The organism is Streptomyces sp. NPDC005402 (assembly GCF_040606575.1).
Taxonomy (GTDB): domain Bacteria; phylum Actinomycetota; class Actinomycetes; order Streptomycetales; family Streptomycetaceae; genus Streptomyces.
Map to the genome: position 1 here is coordinate 65,974 of NZ_JBEXFB010000024.1, position 18,970 is coordinate 84,943.

Genomic DNA, 18,970 nt, shown 5'->3' on the forward strand with positions numbered 1-18,970 from the left:
CTCGCCGGCTCGATGTGCTTGCCCGTGGCGAGGCCACGGGCGGGCCCGAAGTCCTGGCGGGCGGGCAGCGTGTATGTCTCGTCGGGGCCGGTGAGTCCATTGGGGGCCGCTGCCGAGGATCGTCGCCGTTGGGGAGCGGTTGCATGCCTGACGATGGCTCAGGACCGGCTTCGGGAAGCCGTACTCGGAGCGGGCGGCGGAGCCACCCCACCGAGCGGTCGGCACCAGCCCGTCGAACTCGGTCCTTCGCCCCGCGACCCCCGGGCGCGGTAGCGGTCAGGGCGTCCAGGGGCCGTCGTGCGGGCGGCGCGGGTCAGCGTTCGAAGGCGCCGAGGTCGGGGGCCGAACCGTTGAAGGGCAGGCCGACGTTGACGCCCTTGTCGATCAGGGCGCTGTTCGACGCGAGGCGCAGATACGGCAGTACCGGCAGGCTCCCGTCGGCTTGGCGGGACGCGTCCCAGCCTGATGTCGACACGCTCTGGAACTGGGAGTTGGACAGGTTGACGTTCAGATTCCAGGAGTTGTACGAGGCGCTGGTCCCGGTCATGTTCGACAACAGGGTGCCGGTGTAGGCGATGTTGTTACGCAGGTTGCCCAGGCCGATGGCGGCACCGGTCCGGGAGATACCGAGCATGTTGAAGTCGGGGTGGTTTCCGTAACTCGTGTTGTTGAAAAAGTCGTCCGCGACGGTGTGGTGGTTGGCGTAGAAGCCGGAAGACCGGTTGTTGAACGCCACGGAGGTGCGGACGGTGTGCTTGGCCCCGTTGGAGACGTACTTGCCGCCGTAGCCGCCGGCTTTGAAGCCGTTGCCGTTGCCGGACGGGGTGGTGGTCCCGGGCAGGTATCCGTTGAGCCATGCCCAGGAGTTCTCGATGGTGACGGACGAGAACGCGTTGATGAGGTCGAAGCCGTCGTCGGAGTTCCACCAGGCGCGGTCGCCGCGGAAGACGTTGCCGGGATGGTTGGCCGAGATGTGGGCGCCGAAACCGTCGGCGCTCTCGCCGGCCCCGTTGGAGGTGTGCGGGTCGTAGTTGTGGTGGGAGTCGGAGTTGAGGACGAGGTTGCCGCCGCCGTCCTGGATGAACAGACCGGGGCCCATGTTGTGGTGGAGGTCCAGCTGTTCGAAGGTGTTGTTGTTTCCGGAGATCCAGATTCCCCAGGACTCGTGGTTGAGGTTGTTGTTCTGCGGTACGCCGGTGACCGTCAGTCCCTTGAGTCGGATCCAGTTGCCGGTGACGTCGATGCCCTTGATCCGGCAGTCGTCCTTCATCTGCGAGAAGTCGAAGGCCGGCTTTTCTCCCGGATAGGCCACGTAGTTGATGAGGCTGCCCGAACTGCCGCTCTTGTTCAGGGTGATGGCGTCGACTCTGTCGGTCTGGCTCTTGCAGCCCGCGTTCGCGCGGGAGTAGGCGTACGTGCCGCCGCGGAAGTAGACCGTGTCACCGGCCTGCGCGACGGACTGGGCGTGGCCGAACGTCTTCCAGGGAGCCGCTTCGCTTCCGGCGGCGCTGTCGCTGCCGGTGGGGGAGACGTAGAAGACCTTCCCGGCTGCCGCGTTGCCGGATGCCGCCGACCCGACGACCGTCGTGGCGACGGCCGCCAGGACCGCGGCGACCGGGAGAGCGAGCCTCCCGTGCTTGGAACGTTTCATTGCTTTCTCCAGTTCGCTCGGAACGCAGGTGGGTGAACTTGGGTCCGGTGCTGCGCCGTTGTGGGTCAGTCGCAGGTTCCCGAGCACGGCACGAAGGGTGCCGTTGTGCCGGTCAGGGTGGTCGTGCCCAGGGTGAGGCCGTCCGCTCGGGCGGTGACGGTGATGGTGCCCGGCCCGGTCGCCCGGACGAGGGCGTACGCGAGCCCGTGGTAGGCCTTGCGTACGGTGCCGCGGTAGCTCTCCTGCGTCTGGCTGCCGCTGTCGACCGCCACGATCACGCCCGGCCCGCTGATGCTGAAGGTGACCGGAGCGGACGAACCGGTCACGACCCGGCCGGAGGAGTCGGTGACGGCGGCCTGTACATAGGAGATGTCGTCGGTGTCCGTCGATACGGTGCTGTGGTCGGGCTTGAGCACCACCCGGCCGGCCGTCGTCCCCGTAGGTGGCGGTGAGGTGTGGGGAGCGCCCCAAGTGCTCTGCCACGCGTACCCGATGGGCCGTACCGTGCCGACCGCGTCCATGAGACCGGAGCTGCTTCCCACGGTGGGCCACAGACCGTCGGCCTCCCCGAGGTAGTCGGCGCCGGTCCAGAGGAACTCGCCGATCAGGCCCGGGTTGTTCTTCACCGTCGTCCAGGACGAGGTGTCGGTGCCCATCTCGGTGAGCAGACCTGGTCGCTTGGGCGACATGCCCATCGCGGCCACCACCTCGTCGGGCCGGTAGTTGCCGCCGAAGACGTCCAGCGTGGTGCGGGTGGCGCCGGTGACGTCGCCGCTGTCCTTGGGCCGGAAGAGCGCCTGGGTGACAGGGCGGGACGGATCCAGGGCGTGCGCGATCGACACCATCCTGCTCAGCAGCGGCTGCCGGGTGGAGAGCGGGTCGCGGATCTCGTTGCCGGCGCTCCACATCACCACGCTGGGGTGACCGCGGTCGCGCATGACGATGCCGGTGGTGTCGACCTGGTACCAGGGCGCCGATCCGCTCGCGCCCGGGACGGCCGGTGTGCCGGTGGGCGAGGACGCCGTGCGGTTGAAGTAGGTGGCGTAGTCGCCGGCGTCGCTGTACTTGTGCTGTGTCCAGGTGTCGAAGAACTCGTCCAGGACCAGGAAGCCCATCCGGTCGGTGAGTTCCAGGAAGGCCGGGCTGGGGGGTTCGTGCGCGGTGCGGATGGCGTTGACCCCCAGGGCCTTGAGCTGGGCGAGCCGCCGCTGCATTGCGCGCTGCGGGGCGGCGGTCCCGAGGGCGTGGTAGTCCTGGTGCAGCGCGGTCCCCTGCAGCTTGACGCTGTGGCCGTTCAGACTCATCCCGCCGGTGGGGCTGAAGGCGAGGCTGCGGATGCCGACCGGAGTGAGGTCGTCGTCGACCGGGATGCCGCCGACGTCGATGTAGGTCGCCAGCTCGTACATATTCGGTGTTTTCAGGTCCCACAGCCTGGGGTTGGTGACGGGAATGTCGTAGCCGAAGGTGGCGGAGGCGCCCGCGGGGACGGTCCTGGCGGCCGTGGTGCCGGCGGGGAGCGCGGTGCCGTCAGGATCGCTCAGCACCCCTCGGACGCTGACGCTCGCAGCGGTGGTGCCGTTGTTCACCACGGTGGTCTGCGCGTGGACTGTGGCGGCGGAACTGCTGACGTTCGGCGTGGTGACGTAGGTGGCCCATTGGTCGATGTGCACCGGGTCGGTCGCGATGAGGCGCACGTCGCGGTAGATGCCGGCCCCCGTGTAGTACCGGGAGGCCGGCTGCAGGCTGGTGTCGGTCTTGACGGCGATCACGTTGTCGGTGTCGCCGGCCTTCACCGTGCCTGTGATGTCGTAGCGGAAGCTGGTGTAGCCGTTGGGATGGGTGCCGATCAGTTTGCCGTTGACGTACACGCTGGCATTGGCCATCACGCCGTCGAACTCGATGTACACCTTGCGGTCGGCAGGCACCCCGGCCAGTGAGAAGTGCTTGCGGTACCAGCCGATCCCCGAGGGCAGATAGCCGCCGCGGCCCGTGCTCGACGCCGTCTGGGAGAACGGGTCTGACGGCGGGGTCCGGCCTTCGATGCTCCAGTCGTGCGGCACACTCAGCCCGTGCCAGCCACTGTCGTCGTAGGAGGCGGCACTCGCGCCGCTCGTGTCGCCATAGTGGAAGAGCCAGCCGGGGTCGAAATTCGTGACCGTGCGGTACCTGGTCGCGGTGCCGGTGCTGGTCACAGCCGCGGAGGTGGCGCCGGCCGAGGCGGCGCCTGTCGTGCAGGCGAGGGCCAGCGGTGCCATCAGCAGGAAAGCGAGCGCGCAGACTCGGGCTCTCCAGATCAGGGAATCGGCGGGTGGGGTGCGAACTGCGAGCAGCGTTCGGCGGGTGATCCGCCCGGAACCTGACGAGGGGGATGGAGAAGGCACATCGGGTCCTTCCAGCCCGCCGATCGCGCGCGGTTGCGCGGTCGGCGGGCAGTTGGTCAGCGGGGACCGGAACGTCCGGAGTCCGGTCCGGCTCAGTGGGGGCCGCTGCCGTCAGGGCGTGGCTACCTGAGGTAGGTGGCGAGCGGGAGGTCCTTGCGGCGTATGTCGTCGGCGACAAGGCGGGCGATACGCTGAGCGCAGTAGGTTTCGAAGTGGGTGTGGTCGTTGCAGAAGAACGCGCCCAACGGGCCTGTTCCGTAGTCACCGTTGTTCGGGCAGAAGCGCAGGCTGTTGTCGAGCCAGACGCTCAGTGTCTCGAGGTCGACGACGGGTGCTTCGGTGGCTGTTCCGGCCGCGAACGTCTGGGGGACGAAGGCCCGGTTCTTGGTGGCCGTACCGCCGGAGCAGGTGATGGCGGCTACCGAGGTGAGCAGGATGAGGTGCGCGCCCGGGCCAGGGCGGCCTGCGCGATCATGGTCATCAGCACTTGGAAGCGGGGCCTGCCGACGTGCTGCGGGCAGGCCGAGGCGGTGTCGTTGATGCCGAACTGGATGAAGAGGTAGTCGCCGGGCTTCATCCCGGTGGTGGCGTTCAGCATTGACTGCCGGCGCGACGAGTACGCGTCGGACCTGAGCCGGCACTCGCCGTCGGGGCCCTTGGTGTTGCTCACGTTCGACTCGTACAACCAGGTCTGGATGCTGCGACCGCCGACGGCCCGGTTCTTGACGACGACTTCGCTGTTGAACAGGGCGTCGAACTGGCTGCCCCAGCCGACGGGGCAACGGCTACTGGGATTGGCCATGGTGGAGTCACCGGCCAGCCACACGGTGATCGGCCGGACAGGCGCCCACCCCGCCGGTGCCGCCGCAGGGCGGTACCGGAACAGTGTTTCGCGGCGCTGCCGGCCGCTGAGGCACCGCGGATGCCGAATGCCGACAAGGCGACCACCATCGTGGTCGTGAGAAGGATCCGAAGGCTCTTCATGGGTTCTCCGGGCGCGGGCACGGGTGCCGGTCTGTGAAGGCTGGACGGTCAGCGGCGCAGATTCAGCCCACCCAGGTCTGTGTTCGTTCACAGATCGGACCTGACGGTGGGGCAGAGCCCTAGGCGTCGATGAGCGTGGGATGTGTCACGCAGCTTCCCGGCAGGACGCGTACCTGTCAACGGGATCTGGCGGATTGGCGGGTCGCGCATTGCTTGAGAGCTGCTGGCGTAGCGCGGTGGCAAGGGGCCTGACTGGCTACGATCAGGAGAGGGAGGTGCAGGTCAGATGCACTTCGCAGGAGCACGGGATGATGGTGGGGCGCTGGTCTGCCGGGTGTCGTGAGTTGTCGCGTTCGAACATGACTGAACAGCAGAGTCGGACAAAATCCTTGACGACGTGTCGGAGCTTTCCTACTCTCACCGACGTGGGAACGCTCCCACGCCTCCAGAGTGAACGATCACCTCTCACCTCGGGTGCCGCGTCCACTCGCCCCCACATCGGAGGTCATCGTGCCTGATTCACGCGGGCGTTCACGCACGGTGTCGCGTTGGGCGCGCGCTGCGCGACGCGGCAGGTGGAGAACCTGTTCGCTCTCGACCCCGCCGGCGTGCGGATCGCGACGACGCTGACGCGCCGGCACATGAAGCTGGCACGACATGAGTCCAGCACCGCGACACGACAGTCGACTGCACACCGGTCCGCACTCAACTCGACGTCTGCGACCACGGATCACCTGTGACGACCGGATCACCGCATCATCCTCGGCACGTCCGTCGGCAGTAGGTGACGGGTGGCCGGAGAGACCGGTGCCGAGGCGGGCTCGCCAGCCATCGACACGGGCGTCAGCGTGACCGACAACGGCGGTGTCGACTACACGGGGGGCCACAGTCCACAACCGCCTGCCGGACATCGGGGCCTTCGAGAACCAGACCGGTACCGCCCACCATCTCGGAACCTCGACCGAACAGCCTGGAGAGCAACCGAAGCGGAGGATGTGAAATGCTGGAAAAACTTCCCCGATGGGCGATCGCTGCACTGCTGTTCTTCTGCGCGGTCGCCTTGGCCTTCTTCGGCGACTTCGCCGACGCGAGAGCCGCGGCCCCTCTGCCCCGGAAAGCATCGGCCGCTGCCGCCCCGGTGCTGCAGAACGACGTCTTCTGGAAGGACACCTCCGGGAACCCGATCTATTCCCAGGGCGGAGGCGTGCTGAAAGTCGGCAACACGTACTACTGGTACGGCGTGAAGTACAACGGAGCCGTCAGCTACTACAACAACCCCGCCGGCGGGAAGAACGGCAACACGTCGTTCAACGCCATCACCTGTTACTCCTCCACCGACCTGGTGCACTGGAAGTTCGAGGGAAACGCGATGACCTCCTCGGACATCGGCGGATCATCCTGGGTCGGCCGGGTGGGTGTCGCGCACAACCCCAACACCGGCAAGTACGTGCTGGTCTCCCAGCTCAACAGCGGGCTCGTGTTCGGCACGAGCAGCACTCCGGCGGGCCACTTCAGCCGCGCCGGCACGCAGTCGAGCATCGGCAACGTCAGCACCGGCATGTCCGGCGACCAGTCGGTCTTCACCGATGACGACGGACGGGCCTACCTGATCTTCAGCAACAAGAGCGGCCGCTCGAACCTGTACGTCGCCCCGCTGCGCTCCTCCGACTACCTGCACGTCGACAACGCCACACGGATCTACAGCAGTTCATCGGGCGGGCGTGAAGGCAACATCATGTTCAAGCATGCCGGGACGTACTACTTCTGCTCCTCCGATCTGCACGGCTGGAACGCGTCCCACACCTACTGCATCAAGTCGTCGAAGATAAGCAGCGGATATTCTTCGGAGTTCGTTCTCCAGGGCACGGACGCCGACTTCTCACATGTGACGCAGACGGGCCTGGCGTTCGAGGTGAGCGGTTCATCGGGATCGTTCGTCATGTTCGGAGGCGACCGCTGGAGCGACTTCGCCGGCAACGGCATCGGCTACAACCAGTGGGTTCCGGTCACCTTCGACGGGACGACGCCGGCCTTCCATTCACTGAACCAGTGGAACGTCGACGCCGCCGCGGGTACATGGTCCGTCGGCAGCGGCAACAACCACGTTCTGAACCCGAGCGTCGAGGCCGACCGGGTCTCCCAGCAGAAGCTGGCCGGCTGGACGAACTCGTCGAACATCAGCAGCGATCCGAACAGCAACCACCTCGGCGGACACACCGGACGCTGGGCGATTGCGCAGTCCTACGCCTCCGCCTACAAGGTCACCATGTACCAGAACATCACGGTCCCGAACGGCACGTACACGCTCTCGGCCTGGGTCAAGAGCAGCGGCGGGCAGAAGGCGGCGAACATCTTCGCCAAGAACTTCGGCGCCGGCGAAATGGACCGCGCGGTAAACCAGGCGATAGGCACCTGGACGAAGGTCGGCATCTCCGGCATCACCGTGACCAACGGGTCGATCCAGGTCGGCGTGGCCTCCGACGCGAATCCGGGCAACTGGGTGAACGTCGACGACTTCGAACTGGTGCAAACCGGCCAGTGATCTGGTCCTGAGTTCGCGTCTCGCCAGGTGAGGCGTGGTTCGTCTCGGTCCGGCCCGGTCGGTCACGGCAGCTGTCGGCTGCGGTCTGCTGGAGGAAATAGGCGACAGCAGGCTGAATCCGCTGGTGTTGACCGAGGACGAGCGGCTGACACCGCAGGGGTGAGCCAACCGCCGGCCAACCGCACAAGGTCCGGTTCTGTTATTCGACTGGCATGGGAGCGTTCACAGACATGTGGCGGGCGAGGCATCTCCATGTGTGTGTCACGGCAGGTCGGTTCGACCGTTGCGGTCGCGCCTGGACCGGCGAGCGCGTTGGCGAACGACGTCGTGACGGACTGCCTCAAGCGCGACGGGTGCTCACCCAAGAACCAGGCTCACATTCCCCCTCCGAGCAATCCCCCCACTCACACAGGAGTCATCCATGAGCATGCAACGGCGTACTTTCCTGACCCTGAGCGCGGCCGGAGTCGCCGGCGTGGGCGCGTCCCTGCTCGGCACCGGGCAGGCAGGCGCCCTCGTCAGGCCGCAGGGCGCGCCGACCACGCCGTATGCGGTTGGCGTGCGCCGGTACAACTGGACCCGCGGCAGCCGCCCGTGCACCACCTACGTCTACTACCCGGCCACCGGCACCCCCGGCGGCAGCCCGGTGACGGATGCCCCGGTCGCAGGCGGGGTCTTCCCCATCTACAACTTCACCCACGGCTACGGAAGCAGCCCGCAGAACTCCCTGTTCATCATCCGGGCCCTGGCCTCGGCCGGCTTCATCGTCCCCGCCCCGCACTTCAACCACAACTTCAACGACGTCAACAACGGCAACACCTCCAAGGACGTCTCGCAGATCCTCACCAACACCCTTGCGCTCAACGCGAGCGGACCGCTGGCCGGGCACATCAACACCGGCATCGGCGTCGGCGTCTCCGGCCACTCCCTGGGCGGCATGGTCACCCACGGTCTGCTGACCTCCTGGCCCGACAGCCGGATCATCTCCGCCAACCCGCAGTCCTGCACCGACATGGGCAACCCGTCCCGTTCGGTCTCCGCCAAGGTCCTGTTCGTCCACGGCGACCGGGACTCGACCACGCAGTACTCCTCTGCCCGGCAGGCGTACAAGGAGATCACCTGGCCCAAGGCGTTCCTCACCTTCGTCGGCGGCACCCACACCAGCTTCTGGAGCGACAAGCGCTTCCCGAACACCGTCGTCGACTGGGCGCGCTGGACCATGTACAGCGACACCGCCGCACGGGACCGCCTCCCTGTCGACGCGGCCGGGCCCAAGACCAAGTGGGAGTCCGTCCTCGGCTGAGGGTTAAACCGCTCACCGCCAGCGCACAGTATCAGGTCTCGGGCTTCCGGCTGCATCCGGTGGTCTACGCCGGCAGCCCGGGCGCCGACTCATGGTCCGCCTCCGACACCACCCCGCGCTCGACCGCCGGCGCCTCCCCGGGCCGGGAGCCGTCCAGCACGAACTTCGTCAGCCGGCGGCACGGCGACACGGTGCGCGAACTCCTCGGCGGCACCCACATCGACAAGTACGGCACGTCCAACGACACTCGCCCGCTGACCGGATCCGGGGTCCACTCAAACAACGGCACCAAGGCCAACCGTCTACACCCCTGAACCCCGCCGTGTGGCCGACCGTGCTGCACCGCATGGGCGGCCGACCAGGTGCGGGGCAGGGCGGTTCGCAGTGAGACCCGCTGCGGCCGTCGTATGGACGGCCCCTCAGAGGAGCAGCTCCGCCCTATCGGCGCGAAACACGTCCCACGGCGACCCACCGCCCCGCTCACCTGCACCAAGCCCTCGAAACACGCACCCCCAACCCAACCCACTATCAACCGCCCGTCGGCCGCCACGACTCACGTGCGGTCGTCGGGTGGAGAGGAGCGACCATGTCTCCGAGCCAGTCATCCGGCTCTGGTTCGATGAGCCGCCGTACTCTGCTCAAGGCCACCTCCGCGACGGCCGGTGCGATTGCCACCGCCGCCGCGTTCGCCGAACTCGAGACGCCGGCCAACGCCGCCGCAGCGCCTTTCGTGAAGGGCGTCGACGTCAGCTGGGCGCCGCAGATGGAGGCGCGCGGCTTCTCCTGGAAGAACGCGAGCGGTCAGAAGCAGGACCTGCTGACGATCCTCAAGGGGTACGGAATCACCGCCGTGCGGTTGCGCACGTTTGTCAATCCCTCCAGCAGCCCGACCGACGGGCACTGCGGCATCAACGAGGTCGCCGCCTTCGCCAAACGGGTCAAGGCCGCAGGAATGTCGATCATGCTCGACTACATGTTCGGCGACACCTGGAACTCCGTCGGCGTGCAGAACCCTCCGGCCGCGTGGAGGGGCATGAGCTACAGCCGGATGCTCACCGCGATGAGTACGTACGTGAACCAGAGCATGACGGTCATGAAGAGCAACGACGTGCTGCCCACCTGGGTGCAGATCGGCAACGAGACCAACAGCGGGATCTGCCGCCCCGTCGGCAGCGTCTCCAACCCGGCGCAGATGACCGGGCTGTTCAACACCGCCTACACCCAGGTCAAGGCGGTGTCGCCGGCCTCGACGGTGTGCATCCACCTGGCCCAGCCGCAGAAGTACGACTCGATGACGACGTTTTTCAGCCGCTACGCCGCGGGCGGCGGCAAGTGGGACATGTCGGTGTTCTCCTCCTACGGCAGCGCCAGCCTCGCCCCCGGGATCGTGGCGAACATGAAGAAGATCTCCGCCGCCTACGGCAAGCCCTTCATGCAGACCGAGTTCGGCGGACGGGTGGACAGAGCCTCCTCCACTCAGGCCGCGCTGGTCGCGTACATCAAGGCCCTGAAGGCCAACGGTGGACAGGGCATCTTCTATTGGGAGCCGGAGTGCATGTCCCCGTTCACCGGCTACGGCAACGGCGCCTGGGACTCCTCCACGCAACGGCCCACCGGCATCATGAGCGGCTTCACCCAGGCCTGAGCGTCGACCGTGAACCTCAACTCGGGCATCACCCGGTCAAGGATTGGAACTGGTGATTGAAATGCGTATGACATTCGGCCCGGAACGGTACGGGGTCAGACTGGGAGCAGCGGGTCTTTTGACCCTTGCGACGCTGGTCGGCACCGGTGCGGCGCATGCCTATGCGGCCACGCGGGCTGTGCCGGCCGGCTGTTCAGGCACCTCGCCGATCAAGTGTCACTACGCGGTCTCACCCGGCAACTACGACGTGACGGTCTCCATCGGGGGCGCCGCCTCCGCCGGGCAGACCGAGATGTGGGTGGAGGCCCGGCGCCTGATGCTTCCGGCGACCACGACGGCGGCCGGTGCCGTCGCCACGTACTCGTTCACGGTCAATGTGCGGCAGCCGGAAGGACAGCCGACCGGTCAGGGAGGCACCGGAAACCCGGGTCTGGACATCCGGTTCGCAGGATCCAACCCGCAGGTGCCGGCCGTCTCGGTGAGGCCGGCGACCCAGCCGCTGGTCGCCTACCTGGCCGGTGACTCGACCGTGTGCGACCAGCCGGCCGCCCCGTACACCGGATGGGGCCAGATGATCACGACTGCGGTGGGTCCCGGCGCCGCCGTCGCCAACTACGCCGACTCAGGGGAGAGTTCGGGCAGCTTCCTGTCCAACTCGGCGCTCTTCCCGGCCCTGCTGGCGAAGGTCAGGGCGAACGACGCGGTCTTCATCCAGTTCGGCCACAACGACAAGCAGACCACAGCGTCCGCTTTCCGGAGCAACCTCACCTCCATGATCACGCGGGTCCGTGCGAAGGGCGGCGTCCCGGTCCTGGTCACCCCGCCGGTCCGCCGGCTGTTCAACGGCAACCGGCTCACGCCCACGGCCCTGCACATCAACGGGGTCGGTGTGAACCTGCCCGCCGAGATGCGCGCAGTCGGCGCGGCACAGAACGTGCCGGTGATCGACCTGACCGCCAGGAGCAAGACGCTGGTCGAGTCCCTCGGCCCGTCCGCCTCCGCACAGCTCTACCTCCGCTCCTCCGTCGACGGCGTCACGGACAACACCCACTTCTCGCAGTACGGTGCGACGCGGATCGGCGGTCTGGTGCTCCAGAGCATCCGGGAGCAGCGTCTGCCCCTGGCCGCGTACCTGCGCTGACCGACGCTCGGCGGCGCCCGTCCGTGAGAGCAGCGGCGGGTTGAGGGCCGCGGCCCAGCAGTCGGCGTGCGCGCGGATTTCGAGCTGGACAGTGTCGCACAGGTTGTTGGGTCTGACCGGGGCGTCCTGCCGGGATTACTCCCGGTTAGTTTCCCTGGCCCGCTGCTGAACCTGGCGTGCGGTTGGGTAGGCCGCCGGCGAGGTGCCTGTGACCAGGCCAACCGGATCTCACAGGTGGCGGCACCAGACGCCGCGCCGTGCGGGGCCAGGCTGCCGGTCAAGTCGCCCGGCAGCGGCAGCCCCATGTCCCGGTTCATGAGCGCAGACCTGCTGCTCGTGTCATCCCTCCCGCAGACACCTCCGACAGTCCTTCTTCCGAAAGGTGGAACATGCCCTTCTCCAGACGCCCGTTGGGGCAACAGCCGGCGAGCCGACGGTTCGTCCTACGCGCCGCAGCGACCGGTGCCGCAGCCATCCTGGCGATCGCTCTGCCGGGCGGTGCTGCGGCGCGCGCCTCGGCGGCGACCCCCGTTCACGTCTACGTCGCGGGAGACTCCACGGCCTCCACTTACGTTTCCTCGCTGGCTCCCCGGGCCGGCTGGGGCCAGGCGCTGCCGGTGTTCCTCACCGCTGACGCCTCGGTGGTGAACATGGCCAAGTCGGGCGCCAGTTCCAAGAGTTTCATCGATCTGGGCCTGCTCGACCGCATTCTGGCTGTGATCAAGCGCGGTGACTATCTCCTCATCTCGTTCGGGCATAACGACGAGAAGATCGACGACCCAAGCCGTTACACCGAGCCGTCGACGACGTACAAGCAGTACCTCTCCCGGTACATCGACAAGAGCCGGGCCAAGGGTGCCATCCCCGTCCTGGTGACGTCCGTGGAACGGCGCCACTTCGACGGCGCGGGGCGCATCTGGCCGTCGCATGCCGCCTATCCGGCAGCGATGCGCGAACTCGCCGCGGCCAAAGGCGTATCACTGGTCGACCTGACCGCGTCCAGCACCGCGCTGTGGAACCGCGTAGGGGTGGAGGGAACGAAGAAGTACTTCATGATCCTCAAGGCTGGGCAGTACCCCAACTATCCCGACGGCAGCCAGGACAACACACACTTCCAGGCCTTCGGCGCGATCGAGGTCACTCGACTCGTGGCCACTGCCCTGCACAACCAGGGCGTCCTGCCGTCAGCCGATTTCCGGCGGCTGACCGACAACATCCCCACCAGTTCGATCGTGTGGCCCACGACTTGACCATAGCGAGGATCACCAACCGCTCACCGCGCTGACCACTTCCCCGAAGATCGACGAAAGGTCACACATGCACTCGCTCGGCAAACCACGGCCCCTCGTGGCCTGCGCCCTGGCCCTCTTACCGCTGGCCGCCCTTGGGCTGACCACCCCGGCGAACGCCGCCACCACGATAACGGTGGCGAGCGACGGCTCCGGAAGCTACACCACCATCCAGGCCGCGATCGCGGCAGCTCCCTCCGGCGCGATCATCAACATCAAGCCGGGCACCTACCGTGGCCAGGTATCCATTCCGTCGGGCAAGTCCGGCCTCACCCTGCGGGGCATGACCGGGACCGCGACCGACGTCGTGATCACGGGAAACGCTCCCGCGTCCACCGCCGGCACCTCGGGCAGCGCGACTGTACTGAACATGGCCAAGAACACCACGGTCAACGGCGTGACCATCGCCAACACCTACGACCGGCACGACAGTCAGGCACTGGCTCTGTATGCCGGCGGCGACCGGCAGGTCTATCGCAACGTACGGCTGCTGGGTTACCAGGACACGTTCCTCTCCTGGGGCGGTACGGGGAGTTCGCAGGTCCGTCAGTACGTCTACAAGAGTTACATCGAAGGCGCCGTCGACTTCATCTACGGAAATGGTGCCCTGGTCGTCGACTCCACGACCATCCGCTCTCTGGACCGCGGCAGCGCCAACAACGGCTACATCACCGCCGCGGCCACCAGCTCCAGCAACCGGTACGGCATCCTGATCACGAGGTCGACGCTGGTGAGTTCGGCCGCGCCGCGAACCGTCGCCCTGGGGCGCTGCTGGCATGCCGGTGGCGCGGCCGACGCGATCGGTCAGGTGCTGGTGCGTGAGTCGACGCTGGGGGCGCACATCCGTCAAGCCGGTGCCTGGCAGGACATGGGCGGTTTCTCCTGGAAGACCTGCCGGTTCAGTGAGTACAACAACACCGGTGCCGGAGCCGGTGCCGGCACCGGCGACCGTCCGCTGATGAGCAGCGCGACCGCGGCGAACTACACCGCGCAGAAGTACCTCGCCGGAAGCGACGGCTGGAACCCCGTGCAGTAGTCCGTCGCCGCTCGCCAGGCCCGCAACTCCGCGCGCTCCTGCGTTCTCCGTTCACGAGACGATGGCCACGTGCGTTGGCGTGCACGGTGGCGGCTGTCCGGGCGGTGTCGAAGATCGCGTCCATCTTCATGACGCCGCCCACCGCCCGTACCTGGCCAGGCGCGGACATACCCCGGTCATCCGAGTGCGGGGACGCTCTCGGCGGCGCTTCTCCATCGCCGCTTTGGCCTGCTACAAGCCTGTCGAGCGCTCACGGCAGATCTATCGGCCCAAGAGCTGCAGGTCGGCGGGTTTCCGGGCTGAGCCGGTACGGGCCGTCGAGGGCGAGGTCGGGATTTCGCTCCGAACTGTCACATCGGTTGGTGGCGCTGGTGGGCGGCCGGGCCGACCGTCCGTCAGGGACTGGATGAGATCACGGAAGCGGGATGGCCACCGCCTTGAACTCGGCGGCCGGATTGCCGATGTTGGAGAAGCTCTCGCCGAAGTTGGCGTCGACCACGTAGAGGCGGCCGCCGAACGTCTTGTCCGTAGACGGCCATGAGACACCCGGCACCTTGGTGGAGGACCTGTCCGGCGGTCAGGTCCGCCTGAGGGCGATCCCTGTCGGCCGGTAGTCACCCGTAATTGATCTTTGTGACACCTCTTGACGCCCAAAGTGTGAACGGTAACACTCGATCACGCCGCTGGCGGACAGCCGCGCAGCCGCACGCCGGCGTCTCGTCCGGCGTTTTCAGTCCCCCTGGTTTCCTGACCGTTGCTCCTTCCGAATTCGGACGGGCCGCTCGACGGAGCGAAATGTGACCGCTGACATTTCTACTGCCGCGTCTTCGCCAGCGGATCGCCGTAGTCGGTGTCCCAGGCATACGCGCCTTGCGGCGCGCACCGGAGGCGGGCCGGATCCGAGCGGAAGTGGAGACATACCTCTCCGCCACGTCAAGCAGTACGGCCTCGCCGTGTCGTACGACGTCCGGGCAGGACGCCTTCAATCAGACCCCTGGCTGGGCCGGCGGTCCGCAGGAGGGCGGCGGACCACGTGAACGGGAAGTCCAGCACCGCGGTCAAGCCGCAGCCGCGCACGAGTAGCCTCCGACGACCAGCTGGCAGGAGCCGACCGGCATGAGGGAAGCAACCCCGTCTCGCCGTGACGTGGAGCCGTCCAGGGACGGTGCGGAACGCCACCGGTCGGTGAGTCTCCGTGATGTCGCCACGGCGGCCGGAGTCTCCCACCAGACCGTCTCCCGCGTCGTCAACGGCAGCCCGAGGGTCAAGAGGGACACACGAGACCGAGTGCTCCGGGCCATCGAGGACCTGGGCTACAAGCCCAACCGCCTGGCTCGGGCGCTGGCCGGGGGACTGGTGCGTTCGGTGACCGTCCTCACCTCGGACACCACCCTGTACGGGGCTGCCCTCGCGCTGCGGGGCATAGAGGAGGCGGCGCGGGCGGAGGACTTCACCGTGTCGGTCAGCGTCCTCGACGAGCGGGCCCGCCTGACGCCGGACGACGTCGTCGACCGACTCGCCCGACCGGGGGAACCGGTCCTGGTCATCGCCTTCGACGCGGCCGGCGAACGGGCCTGGCGTGCGTTGCCCGCCGAGTTCCCGGCCGCCGCGGTGGTGGAGCGGCCGCAGCAGGAGCACCCCGGCGGCAGGCCGGAGGCATGGCTGGACGACCGTGCGGCTGCGGCCCAGGCCACCAGGTACCTGCTCGGCCTCGGGCACCGGACCGTCCACTACCTGAGCATCCCGTCGTCGACGGCCCGCGTCGGGCAGCGTGCCGTGGGCTGGAGGGACGCGCTCCTGAGCGCCGACCGTTTCGTCCCCGAGCTCCTGGAGGGCGGGTGGAGCCCTCGGTCCGGGTATCTGGCCGCCCGGAGTGTGGTCGCCGATCCGCAGGTCACCGCAGTGCTCTGCGGCAACGACGACCTGGCGCTCGGTGTGCTCCGGGCAGCCCGGGAGGCGGGCCGGGACGTGCCGGGCGACCTCAGTGTCATGGGCTTCGACGACGCGCTGTACGCGGCGTACACCCATCCCACCCTGACGACCGTACGGCTGGACTTCGAAGGGCTGGGGCGCGGCGCCTTCGGGATGTTGCACCGCTTGCTCGACCCGGACAACGCACCGACGTTACCGGCCTGGGACGAACCGGAGTTGATCGTCCGGGAGAGCACCGGCCCGGCGCCGCACCGGTTCCTCTGACAGTCGTCCCCAGGCCCACGGCCCTTGGCGGCCGACGCCTGCAGCGCCCGACCCGCTGTGCGAAATGTGAACGGTAACATCCCCCGATCCTTCCTCCCGCCGCGTCGTGGGAGGGGAAAGCCAGGCTTTCATGGCCCTCGTCACCCGCACCCCGGGCGCCGCCCGGCCCGGCCGTAGAAGAGCGACCTGGGTCAGAGCAGTGCTTGCCGTCACCGCCCTGGTGGGCACGGCCCTCGCCGTGCCCGAGACCGCCGAGGCCGCCGATCAGACGTTCACTGTCGACCTCGGTACGACCACCGGCAGCGTCCTGCGCGGCTCGAACGGCGCGCTCTACGGCCAGAGCGACGACGGCGTCCCCAGCGACAACCTGCTGGCGCCGCTGAAGCTCACCACCGGATCGCAGAAGCCCCCCAACGGCGCCCAGCACCCCAACGGGGACATCCTGGACGTCGCTCCGTCGTTCTTCCGCAACGGCGGCGGCACGATGTACACCAACATCCAGGACGAGTACTCCGACTGGCCGTACCAGAACCTCGGCATGACCGACTACCTGACCAAGGTCGATGCCGCGGTCAACGCGATCAAGGGGACCTCGTACGCCGGCAAGGTCGTCTTCGTCCCCTTCAACGAGCCCGATGGCAACTGGTACACCGGCCTCGGCAGCAGCGACACCACCGCCTACCAGAACGCCCTCACCAAGTTCGAGTCCGACTGGAGCACCGCCTACGACCGGATCCGCGGCGACCTGCCCGGCGCGAAGATAGGCGGACCCAACACCGCCAACTACCTCAGCAGGTTCTTCGGCGACTTCCTGACCTACGCCAAGTCCAAGAACCAACTGCCGGACGTCTTCACCTGGCACGAACTCGGGCCCGGCTCCCTCTCCTCCTACCGCGGCCACTACGCCACGTACCGGTCCCTGGAGAACGCCCGCGGCATCAGCCCGATCCCCATCAACATCGACGAGTACGCCAACCGGCGCGACCTGTCGGTGCCCGGACAGATGGTGCAGTGGGCCACGATGTTCGAGGACACCAAGGTCTACGCCCAGCAGCCCTACTGGGACATGGCCGGCAACATGGACGGCAACACCGTCCGCACCAACGCGGGCAACGGCGGATGGTGGTTCTGGCACTGGTACGCCGGGATGACCGGGCAGACCGTCAGGACGGCGCCGCCGCAGCCAAGCGTCCAGGACACGCTCCAGGGCATGGCCTCGCTGGACACCACCCGCAAGCAGGCCCAGGTGATCCTCGGCGGGTCGGCCACCGACACCAACGTGGTGATCAGCAACATCCCTTCCGCCACCTTCGGCAGCAAGGTCGAGGTCACCGTCCAGGCCCTGGACTGGAGTGGTTACGACGGTGCCGCCGAACCACCGCAGACCATCTCCCGCGCCGCCTACACCCCGTCGAACGGCTCCATCACCGTGCCGCTGACCCGCCTGAATGCCATGTCCGCCTACCGCATCACGGTCACCCCGAACGGCGGCGGCACGGCTGCCACGCCCAGTGTGCCGTGGAGCGCCTCCTACGAGGCCGAGAACGCCGTCATCACCAGCGGCACCATCGTCACCCAGGGCAACGGCGCCAATTACAACGAGGCCCAGAAGTATGCGACTTCCGGCACTAAGGACGTCGGTTACCTCTCGCAGAGCACCAGCAAGGTCGACTTCACCGTCAGCGTCCCGTCCTCCGGCTCCTACAACCTGCGCATCTTCTACGGCAACCAGAACGACTCGCCCTCCCAGCAGGTCCTGCGCATCGACGGCGCCAACCCCCGGTTCGTGAACTACCCGTCCACGCTGAACTGGCAGTACCGCTCCACCGTCACCGTGCCGGTCACTCTCAGCGCCGGCAGTCACACCGTCTCCCTCGCCGTCACCGACCCGACCCTCGGCACCTCCAAGGGACAGGTCACCCTCGACAAGATCGACCTTGAGACCGCGCAGAGCAACCCGGAGACGCTGTACGAGGCCACCTTCGCCGACACTAGCGGCAGCCCCAGCTGGTGGTACGGGAACGTGGGCGAGGGCGGGACCGGCGCCGTCGTCCTGGACTCCGGCGACAGCACCACGTTCGACGCCAACGCGCCCACCGACGGCTACTACACCGTGAAGACCGACTACTCCTCCACGGGCGGGACGGCCGCCCTGGCGCTGAACGGCACCACCGTCGCCACCCTGGCGAACACCAGCGGCGCCACGACCACCACGAGCAACCGTCTCTACCTGGTCGCCGGCATCAACCGGATCAAGGTCAGCCCGAACAGCGGCGCCACGGTCACCCTGCGGGACCTGAAGGTGGCCGGCTCGGGTGACACCACCGGCGTCACCAAGTACGAGGCCGAGAACGGCACCCGGGCGGGACAGGCGATGGTGCAGTCCGACACCTGGGCCTCCGGTGGCAAGAACGTCGGCTGGATAGGCAACGGCAGTGGCAACACGCTCACCTTCGGCAACGTCAGCGCACCGGCGGCGGGCCGCTATACGGTCGTCGTCCACTACGCCCAGAACGACCGCGCGGGCACCGGCAACTACAACACCAACGTCGAGTCCCGAACCGCGCAGCTCTCGGCCAACGGCAGCACCGCCAAGACCCTGGCTTTCCGCAACACTTACAGCTGGCACGACTACTGGACGCTGGCCACGACCGTCACGCTCAACTCCGGCACCAACACCCTGAAGCTTTCCAACCCCTCGGCCTGGGCGCCCGACATCGACTACATCGAAGTCGCCCCCGTGAACGGCTGACGACCCCACTTCCAGGGGTGCAGGACCGCGCCCACCCCGCGGCGCGGTCC

The 18,970-nt window shown here is 67.6% G+C and carries 13 protein-coding genes and 2 pseudogenes; 10 read left to right on the top strand and 5 right to left on the bottom strand.

The genetic code is table 11. The annotated features are described in order from the left end of the window. Positions 1-313 precede the first annotated feature (313 nt). The 4 genes from ABZT02_RS35985 to ABZT02_RS36000 all read right to left on the bottom strand — a co-directional run bounded on the left by ABZT02_RS35985 (position 314) and on the right by ABZT02_RS36000 (position 4,834). Positions 314-1,651 carry a right-handed parallel beta-helix repeat-containing protein gene (locus ABZT02_RS35985; RefSeq protein ID WP_356025293.1) on the bottom strand — a complete coding sequence of 446 codons (1,338 nt, stop codon included), beginning with the start codon at positions 1,649-1,651 and terminating at the stop codon, positions 314-316. Positions 1,652-1,716: 65 nt separating this feature from the next. After that, positions 1,717-3,906 carry a glycoside hydrolase family 2 TIM barrel-domain containing protein gene (locus ABZT02_RS35990; RefSeq protein ID WP_356025295.1) on the bottom strand — a complete coding sequence of 730 codons (2,190 nt, stop codon included), beginning with the start codon at positions 3,904-3,906 and terminating at the stop codon, positions 1,717-1,719. Between the two features lie 248 nt (positions 3,907-4,154). After that, positions 4,155-4,277: a hypothetical protein gene (locus tag ABZT02_RS35995; protein WP_356025297.1), complete on the bottom strand. Its 123-nt coding sequence runs from the start codon at positions 4,275-4,277 to the stop codon at positions 4,155-4,157. Positions 4,278-4,450: 173 nt separating this feature from the next. Beyond that, positions 4,451-4,834 carry a hypothetical protein gene (locus tag ABZT02_RS36000; protein ID WP_356025299.1) on the bottom strand — a complete coding sequence of 128 codons (384 nt, stop codon included), beginning with the start codon at positions 4,832-4,834 and terminating at the stop codon, positions 4,451-4,453. A gap of 1,182 nt (positions 4,835-6,016) precedes the next feature. On the opposite strand from ABZT02_RS36000, the gene ABZT02_RS36005 reads away from it, so the two are divergent. The 8 genes and pseudogenes from ABZT02_RS36005 to ABZT02_RS36040 form a co-directional block, all read left to right on the top strand. Further along, on the top strand, positions 6,017-7,558 hold the full coding sequence (locus ABZT02_RS36005) for a family 43 glycosylhydrolase (RefSeq protein WP_356025301.1): 1,542 nt from the start codon (positions 6,017-6,019) through the stop codon (positions 7,556-7,558). A gap of 421 nt (positions 7,559-7,979) precedes the next feature. Continuing rightward, a complete protein-coding gene (locus tag ABZT02_RS36010) occupies positions 7,980-8,861 on the top strand; it encodes an alpha/beta hydrolase (protein ID WP_356025303.1) in 882 nt (293 codons plus the stop codon). Continuing rightward, a pseudogene (locus ABZT02_RS36015) lies at positions 8,840-9,157 on the top strand (rhamnogalacturonan lyase); the annotation flags it as partial. The gene ABZT02_RS36010 and the pseudogene ABZT02_RS36015, both read left to right, overlap by 22 nt. Positions 9,158-9,480: 323 nt before the next feature. Beyond that, on the top strand, positions 9,481-10,506 hold the full coding sequence (locus tag ABZT02_RS36020; protein WP_356025305.1) for a glycosyl hydrolase 53 family protein: 1,026 nt from the start codon (positions 9,481-9,483) through the stop codon (positions 10,504-10,506). A gap of 118 nt (positions 10,507-10,624) precedes the next feature. After that, on the top strand, positions 10,625-11,647 hold the full coding sequence (locus ABZT02_RS36025) for a rhamnogalacturonan acetylesterase (protein ID WP_356025307.1): 1,023 nt from the start codon (positions 10,625-10,627) through the stop codon (positions 11,645-11,647). A 410-nt stretch (positions 11,648-12,057) separates the two neighbouring features. Beyond that, positions 12,058-12,897, top strand: coding sequence for a rhamnogalacturonan acetylesterase (locus tag ABZT02_RS36030; RefSeq protein ID WP_356025309.1), 840 nt, complete (start codon positions 12,058-12,060; stop codon positions 12,895-12,897). A 67-nt stretch (positions 12,898-12,964) separates the two neighbouring features. Continuing rightward, entirely contained in the window at positions 12,965-13,972 is a 1,008-nt protein-coding gene (locus ABZT02_RS36035) for a pectinesterase family protein (RefSeq protein WP_356025311.1), read from the top strand. Between the two features lie 128 nt (positions 13,973-14,100). After that, positions 14,101-14,246: pseudogene (locus tag ABZT02_RS36040) on the top strand (IS630 family transposase); the annotation flags it as partial. A gap of 138 nt (positions 14,247-14,384) precedes the next feature. On the opposite strand, the gene ABZT02_RS36045 reads toward ABZT02_RS36040, so the two are convergent. Further along, positions 14,385-14,525, bottom strand: a complete 141-nt coding sequence (locus tag ABZT02_RS36045) for a hypothetical protein (protein WP_356025413.1) — start codon at positions 14,523-14,525, stop codon at positions 14,385-14,387. 563 nt (positions 14,526-15,088) lie between these two features. Between ABZT02_RS36045 and ABZT02_RS36050 the strand changes: the two genes are divergently transcribed. Beyond that, on the top strand, positions 15,089-16,168 hold the full coding sequence (locus ABZT02_RS36050) for a LacI family DNA-binding transcriptional regulator (protein WP_356025313.1): 1,080 nt from the start codon (positions 15,089-15,091) through the stop codon (positions 16,166-16,168). 130 nt (positions 16,169-16,298) lie between these two features. Next, positions 16,299-18,920, top strand: coding sequence for a carbohydrate-binding protein (locus ABZT02_RS36055; protein WP_356025315.1), 2,622 nt, complete (start codon positions 16,299-16,301; stop codon positions 18,918-18,920). The last annotated feature ends 50 nt before the right edge of the window (positions 18,921-18,970 follow it).